Source organism: Streptomyces sp. AC627_RSS907 (assembly GCF_019049165.1).
Window position 1 is genome coordinate 1 of sequence record NZ_JAGMUE010000063.1, and the last position, 6,581, is coordinate 6,581.

Genomic DNA, 6,581 nt, shown 5'->3' on the forward strand with positions numbered 1-6,581 from the left:
TATCACGGGGGCGACCCCGGGCTCTTACTCACGGGGAAGCACCACGGGGGAAACGGGGGAGCGGGGAAAACGGGGGGATCACGGGGGAGCACAAGGAGAGCGGGACTGGAGGGCCGGGGGGTCCGTCCAGTCCCGCTTCTCTGTGTCCCGGGGGCAGCGGGCGCGCGAGCGGTGCGCGTCCGCGCGCTCACGACTACCGCGTGCCCCGCAACACCGTCGTACGCGCCGTGGCGCACCGCCCCGCCGCCGCGTCCGCCAGGCGGCCCATCGCCTCGTCCCGGTCGCACGCGTGGGCGCCCAGCGCCGTCTGCCGGGCGATGACCGACCGCTCCTGCCGCATCAGCCGCCAGCCGCGGCGCAGCAGGAACGGCACGGACTTGCGGCCCTCCTTCAGGTCCCGCAGGAAGCGGCGGCGGAAGGTCGTCAGCGGGCCCCGGCTCAGGCACAGCGCGTCGGCCAGGACACCCAGGTCCCGGCAGCGCGCCACGAGTTCGGCGGCGAAGATGCCCTCCGCGAGGAACAGCGGGGTCCGCCCGATGTCGACGGCGTCCTCGCCGGTGCGGGCGCTGAGCGCGATGTCGTAGACGGGCACCCGGGTACGCCCGCTGCGGCACAGCTCCGTGATGGCGGCGAGGGCCGCGTCCGCGTCCCATGAGCCCGGGTGGTCCCAGTCGATGTCGGAGCTCCCGGACACCAGCGGCAGCGTCGGGTCGGTCCCCTCCTTGTAGAAGTCGTCGAGCCGCAGCACGGGAAGACCGGAGTGGGCGGCGAGGAGGGACTTGCCGGAGCCGGAGGGGCCGCAGAGCAGCACGACTCGCGTAGGTATGGGCGGTTGGGAGCTCACGGGACACCAGTGTGAGGCATCCGGTGGCCGCCGTACGACCCCGCGGGCCGACTTTGCAGCACGCGTCACAGGCCGACTACGGTGCGCGCGGAACCGGTCGCTGTCCGTGGTGGCCCGTGTGAAGAGCCGCGCCTCTCCCGGACGGACGGGGAGGCGCGGCTCTCCGCGTGGAGGGGGTCAGTACGACGAGCCGGACGCGCCCAGGGCGCCGGTCGGGTGCCAGACCGTCTTCGTCTCCAGGAACGCCGTCATGCGCTCGGTGCCCGGCGTCGCCGACCAGTCGACGTCGTCCACAGGCTGTGGACGCAGGACGCGCTTGAGGTTGTCCGCCGCCGCGATCTCCAGCTCCCTGGCCAGCTCCTCGTCGGCGCCCGCGAGGTCGATCGCGTTGACGTCCTGGTGGGCGGCGAGGGGGGCCGCGATCTCCGCCGTACGGCCGGAGAGGACGTTGACCACGCCGCCGGGGAGGTCGGAGGTGGCCAGGACCTCGCCGAGGGAGAGGGCGGGGAGCGGGGACTTCTCGCTGGCGATCACGACCGCCGTGTTGCCCGTCGCGATGACCGGGGCGACGACCGAGACCAGGCCCAGGAGGGACGACTCCTGCGGGGCGAGGACGGCGACCACGCCCGTCGGCTCGGGGGAGGAGAGGTTGAAGTAGGGGCCCGCGACCGGGTTGGCGCCGCCGACCACCTGGGCGATCTTGTCGGTCCAGCCCGCGTACCAGACCCAGCGGTCGATCGCCGCGTCCACCTGGAGGCCCGCCTTCGACTTCGACAGGCCCTCGGCGTCGGCGACCTCCGCGACGTACTGGTCGCGGCGGCCTTCGAGCATCTCCGCGACCCGGTACAGGATCTGGCCGCGGTTGTACGCCGTCGCGCCGGACCAGCCGCCGAACGCCTTGCGCGCGGCGACCACCGCGTCACGGGCGTCCTTGCGGGAGGAGAGCGGGGCGTTCGCCAGCCACTTGCCCTTCGAGTCCGACACTTCGTACACCCGGCCGCTCTCGGAACGCGGGAACTTCCCGCCGACGTACAGCTTGTAGGTCTTCAGTACGGAAAGTCGGTCAGACATCGAGGTACGCCTCCAGGCCGTGGCGGCCGCCCTCGCGGCCGAAGCCCGACTCCTTGTAGCCGCCGAACGGCGACGTCGGGTCGAACTTGTTGAACGTGTTGGACCAGATCACGCCCGCGCGGAGCTTGTTCGCGACCGCCAGGATGCGCGAGCCCTTCTCCGTCCAGATGCCCGCCGACAGGCCGTACGGGGTGTTGTTGGCCTTGGCGACCGCCTCGTCGGGCGTGCGGAAGGTGAGCACGGACAGGACCGGGCCGAAGATCTCGTCGCGGGCGACGGTGTGCGCCTGGGTGACGTTGGTGAAGAGCGTCGGGGCGAACCAGTAGCCGGAGGAGGGCAGTTCGCAGGCGGGGGACCAGCGCTCGGCGCCCTCCGCCTCGCCCTGGTCGGCCAGCGCGGTGATCCGGGCCAGCTGCTGGGCGGAGTTGATCGCGCCGATGTCGGTGTTCTTGTCCAGCGGGTCGCCCAGGCGCAGCGTGGTCAGGCGGCGCTTGAGCGAGTCCAGCAGCTCGTCGTGGACCGACTCCTGGACCAGGAGGCGGGAGCCCGCGCAGCAGACCTGGCCCTGGTTGAAGAAGATGCCGTTGACGACGCCCTCCACGGCCTGGTCGATCGGGGCGTCGTCGAAGACGATGTTGGCGCCCTTGCCGCCCAGCTCCAGGGTGAGCTTCTTGCGGGTGCCGGCGACCGTGCGCGCGATCTCCTTGCCGACGGCCGTGGAGCCGGTGAAGGCGACCTTGTTCACGTCGGGGTGGGCGACCAGCGCGGCGCCGGCGCGGCCGTCACCGGTGATGATGTTGACGACGCCCTTCGGCAGGCCCGCCTGACGGCAGATGTCCGCGAAGAAGAGGGCGGAGAGGGGGGTCGTCTCGGCGGGCTTCAGGACGACCGTGTTGCCGGTCGCGAGCGCGGGGGCGATCTTCCACGCCAGCATCAGGAGGGGGAAGTTCCAGGGGATGACCTGGCCCGCGACGCCCAGCGGCCTGGGGTTCGCGCCGTAGCCCGCGTGGTCGAGCTTGTCGGCCCAGCCCGCGTAGTAGAAGAAGTGCGCGGCGACCAGGGGGAGGTCCGCGTCGCGGGTCTCCCTGATCGGCTTGCCGTTGTCGAGGGTCTCCAGGACGGCGAGCTCGCGGCTGCGCTCCTGGATGATCCGCGCGATGCGGAACAGGTACTTGGCGCGCTCGGAGCCCGGCAGCGCCGACCACTTCTCGAACGCCTTGCGGGCGGCCTTCACCGCGCGGTCCACGTCCGCCTCGCCGGCCTCGGCGACCTCGGAGAGGACCTCCTCGGTGGCGGGGGAGACGGTCTTGAAGACCTTGCCGTCGGCCGCGGCGGCGAACTCGCCGTCGATGAACAGCCCGTAGGACGCGGCGATGTCGACGACCGCGCGGGACTCGGGCGCCGGTGCGTACTCGAATGCGGATGTCCGCTTTTCCATGGTCATGGGATCTCAGTCCACCGTCACGTAGTCGGGGCCGGAGTAACGGCCCGTGGCCAGCTTCTGGCGCTGCATCAGCAGGTCGTTCAGGAGCGAGGAGGCGCCGAAGCGGAACCAGTGGTTGTCCAGCCAGTCCTCGCCCGCGGTCTCGTTGACCAGGACCAGGAACTTGATCGCGTCCTTGGCGGTGCGGATGCCGCCGGCCGGCTTCACGCCGACCTGGACGCCGGTCTGCGCGCGGAAGTCGCGCACCGCCTCCAGCATCAGGAGGGTGTTGGACGGCGTCGCGTTGACGGCGACCTTGCCGGTGGACGTCTTGATGAAGTCGGCGCCCGCCAGCATGCCGAGCCAGCTCGCGCGGCGGATGTTGTCGTACGTCGACAGCTCGCCGGTCTCGAAGATGACCTTCAGGCGGGCGGAGGTCCCGCAGGCCTCCTTCACGGCGACGATCTCGTCGTACACCTTCATGTAGTTCCCCGCGAGGAACGCCCCGCGGTCGATGACCATGTCGACCTCGTCGGCGCCCGCCGCGACCGCCTCGCGCACGTCGGCCAGCTTGACGGCGAGCGAGGCCCGGCCCGCCGGGAACGCGGTGGCGACCGATGCGACCTTGACGCCCGAGCCGGCGACGGCCTCCTTGGCGACGGCCACCATGTCGGGGTAGACGCAGACGGCCGCGGTCGCGGGGCTCGTACGGTCGGTCGGGTCGGGGCGGACCGCCTTGGCGCCGAGCGCCCGGACCTTGCCCGGGGTGTCCGCGCCTTCCAGCGTCGTCAGGTCGACCATCGAGATGGCGAGGTCGAGCGCGTACGCCTTCGCGGTGGTCTTGATGGAACGGGTACCGAGCGAGGCGGCGCGCGCCTCCAGGCCGACCGTGTCGACGCCGGGCAGTCCGTGGAGGAAGCGGCGCAGCGTGCTGTCGGACGCGGTGACGTCGGCGAGTCCGTGTGCGGGTGCAGCGGATGCAGTGGTGGGCATGGTCACCAGGCGAGCATATCTACGCGCGTAGCGGCTGTACAGTCCCCGGGGCTCGTCGCGTTCCCCGGCACCGCGTACGAGCGCCGTCGGGCCGGTCGTGCACAATCGGCATCATGACGACCCCCGAGCCCCAGTCACCATCGCCGCAGCCACCGGCACCCACGTCCGTGGACCGGGTCTACCGCTCGCCCGCGGGCATCGCCGGCGGCGTGCTGGTGCTCGCGCTCACCCTGTGGCTCGGCATCGACGCCGTGGTCACGGGCGAGGGGAGCACCCCCTGGAAGGCGCTCGCGGTCCTGCTCTTCCTCGTCCCGCTCGTCGCCGCCTACACCGTGCGGCCCGCCGTCTTCGCCAACGAGGACCGGCTGCGCGTCCGCAACCCCCTCCGGGTCGTCGTGCTGCCCTGGGAGCAGGTCGCCTCGCTGCGGTCCGCCTACTCCAACGAGGTCCTCGCCGAGTCCGGCGACAAGTACCAGCTGTGGGCCGTTCCCGTCTCGCTGCGCGCCCGCAAGAAGGCCGCGCGGCAGGAGGCGCGGCGGGCGGCCGGGGGAGGCCGGGGGCGGGGGAGCGCGCTCGGCGGCCCGGGCCAGTTCGGCGTGCGGGCCGACGCCGACGGTGCCGCCGTGGCGGACGGGCCGGTGCGGGCGGAGACCGACAAGGCCATGGACGAGCTGCGCGAGCTGCTGGAGACGCGGAAGCAGGCCGACACCTCGCGGGGCGCGGTGACCGTCCGCTGGGCCTACGAGATCCTCGCACCGGCGGCGGCCGGGATCGTGCTGCTGGCGGTGCTGCTGGCCACCGGGTGACGGCCCGGGGCCGTGCCGGTGCCCGGTGGTGGGCCTCTCATGGCGCGGCCGGCCAGACGAGCAGCATGTACGCCCCGCAGTACGACGAGCCCAGCACCGCCGCCGTCAGCGTCAGTGCGCGGTGGCGCCGTGAGGCGCGGGACAGGTGCAGGGCCAGGGGCAGCAGCAGGGGGAAGGCCGGGAGCAGGAAGCGTGCCCGGGGGAAGTAGACGCCGCCGCTGCCCAGGACGATCGTCAGCACGACGCCCGTGAAGACCAGCAGCGCGGCCGGCTGGCGGTCCCACGCGGACAGGGCGAAGAGCACCACCGCCCCGATCAGCGTGAGCGTCACCATCACCAGGAACAACTGCGGCGTCGGATCGCGCCACAGCAGCCACCGCACCTGGTGCAGGGTCCGCAGGCCACCGTCGAACTCGTTGTACCAGAGCCGCTGTACGGCGAAGTACCCGTCCCAGCGGCCCAGCCGCAGGCCCACCCAGCCGACGTACGCGCACCAGCCGAGCGGCGCGAGGGCCGCGGCCGCGAGGACGCGCGGGGCGAGGGTGCGGTGCCGGGCGAGGCGCAGCAGCGCCGTGAGGGTGACCGCCGCCGCTACGGCGATGCCGGTCGGCCGGGTCAGGCCGGCGAGCGTGGCGAGACCGGCCGCCCAGAGCCAGCGGCCGGTGAGCACCGCGTACAGCGACCAGGCCGCGCACGCCGTGAACAGCGACTCGGTGTAGCCCATCCACTGCACCGCGCCGACCGGGAACGCGGCCCACAGCGTGGTGAGGAGGACGCCGACGCGGCGGCCGTGCAGATGGTCGCCCACCGCGAAGACGCCCCACGCCGCGAGGAGCGAGGCGACGACCGCGAGGCCGAGTCCGGTGGAGGCGCGGGTGCCCGGGGTGAGGACGGCCACCGCCTTCACCAGGACCGGGTAGAGCGGGAAGAACGCCAGGTTGTTGGTGTTGTGGGCGGTGCCGAGCTCGTGGTCGTAGCCGTGGTCGGCGATGGCCAGGTACCAGTCGGAGTCCCACTGCGCGGCCAGGTTCACCCAGAGGTCCTGGTGCCGACGGGGGGCCCAGACGGCGAGCACCAGCAGGCCCGCGCCGCGTACGGCGAGATAGGCGCCGAGGGCGGGGGCGGCGCGGTGCGCGGAGCGCAGGAGGCGTTGGGCGTGGGCCCGGGCGCGGTCGCGGCCCCGTGGGGAGGGGGCGGGGGCCGTCTGGGGTCGTGGGCGCCGGGTGCCGGGGATGTGGGCGCTGCGGGCGGTCTTGGGCGCGGTCGAGGACACGGCGGCTCCCTGGCGGCTCTCGGCGGTGCGGTGGCGCGGCGGTACGGCTTCCGGTCCACCGTTGCCCGAGGGGCGGTCGGGGAGGGGGAGGGCGGGTCAACGAGCGGGGGTAAATCACCCGATGGGGTGCCTCCGCGTGGGGGCACCCCATGCGGGCGGGATGACGGGCCG

6 protein-coding genes are annotated in these 6,581 nt (G+C 73.0%); 1 reads left to right on the top strand and 5 read right to left on the bottom strand.

Annotation, left to right across the window (positions count from 1 at the left end; translation table 11 throughout):
- Positions 1–193: 193 nt before the first annotated feature.
- From KUM32_RS15790 to deoC, 4 genes are all read right to left on the bottom strand, one after another.
- On the bottom strand, positions 194–811 hold the full coding sequence (locus tag KUM32_RS15790) for a uridine kinase (RefSeq protein WP_217142529.1): 618 nt from the start codon (positions 809–811) through the stop codon (positions 194–196).
- Between the two features lie 210 nt (positions 812–1,021).
- Complete coding sequence (locus tag KUM32_RS15795) at positions 1,022–1,915, bottom strand: aldehyde dehydrogenase family protein (RefSeq protein WP_217142524.1); 894 nt, start codon at positions 1,913–1,915, stop codon at positions 1,022–1,024.
- The gene (locus KUM32_RS15800; RefSeq protein ID WP_217142525.1) at positions 1,908–3,353 is read right to left on the bottom strand and encodes an aldehyde dehydrogenase family protein; all 1,446 of its coding nucleotides are present in this window, start codon (positions 3,351–3,353) and stop codon (positions 1,908–1,910) included. The genes KUM32_RS15795 and KUM32_RS15800 overlap by 8 nt, the downstream gene beginning before the upstream one ends.
- A gap of 12 nt (positions 3,354–3,365) precedes the next feature.
- A complete protein-coding gene (gene deoC, locus KUM32_RS15805) occupies positions 3,366–4,331 on the bottom strand; it encodes a deoxyribose-phosphate aldolase (RefSeq protein ID WP_217142526.1) in 966 nt (321 codons plus the stop codon).
- A 113-nt stretch (positions 4,332–4,444) separates the two neighbouring features.
- Between deoC and KUM32_RS15810 the strand changes: the two genes are divergently transcribed.
- Positions 4,445–5,137, top strand: coding sequence for a PH domain-containing protein (locus KUM32_RS15810; protein ID WP_217142527.1), 693 nt, complete (start codon positions 4,445–4,447; stop codon positions 5,135–5,137).
- Between the two features lie 37 nt (positions 5,138–5,174).
- Here the strand turns inward: KUM32_RS15810 and KUM32_RS15815 are convergent, their stop codons facing one another.
- On the bottom strand, positions 5,175–6,410 hold the full coding sequence (locus KUM32_RS15815) for a hypothetical protein (RefSeq protein ID WP_217142528.1): 1,236 nt from the start codon (positions 6,408–6,410) through the stop codon (positions 5,175–5,177).
- Between the last annotated feature and the right edge of the window lie 171 nt (positions 6,411–6,581).

Bases quoted from the DNA above. Each gene is read 5' to 3' on its own strand.
- KUM32_RS15795 (WP_217142524.1), bottom strand. From the start codon at position 1,915: ATGTCTGACCGACTTTCCGTACTGAAGACCTACAAGCTGTACGTCGGC.
- KUM32_RS15800 (WP_217142525.1), bottom strand. From the start codon at position 3,353: ATGGAAAAGCGGACATCCGCATTCGAGTACGCACCGGCGCCCGAGTCC.
- deoC (WP_217142526.1), bottom strand. From the start codon at position 4,331: ATGCCCACCACTGCATCCGCTGCACCCGCACACGGACTCGCCGACGTC.
- KUM32_RS15810 (WP_217142527.1), top strand. From the start codon at position 4,445: ATGACGACCCCCGAGCCCCAGTCACCATCGCCGCAGCCACCGGCACCC.